At 54.5% G+C, this 209-nt stretch carries 1 pseudogene; it reads left to right on the forward strand.

Annotated features, from left to right (window positions below):
* Window positions 1-209 (forward strand): annotated as a pseudogene (locus AF337_RS45515) (hypothetical protein); the annotation flags it as partial.

The raw sequence follows: 209 nt of genomic DNA on the forward strand, positions 1-209 counted from the left end.
GGGCTGTGTCCTCGGTGCCGGAACTGTTCGACGCCTTGCGTTCGGACCGATATTTTCTGGTCGTAACGATGCGATCGGATATCGACATGGTCCGAAACATCAAGCCGATACCGGTCATCAATCTGGAGGTGTTCTTCCACACTGTCCAGTCGGCCACAAAGTCCGTCCGCTCCTCGAAGGAGTTCGACAGCGATGCATTTCTAAGAAGG

The sequence above is a fragment of the Rhizobium ecuadorense genome (genome assembly GCF_001187535.1).
In the GTDB taxonomy this organism is placed as follows: Bacteria; Pseudomonadota; Alphaproteobacteria; order Rhizobiales; family Rhizobiaceae; genus Rhizobium; species Rhizobium ecuadorense.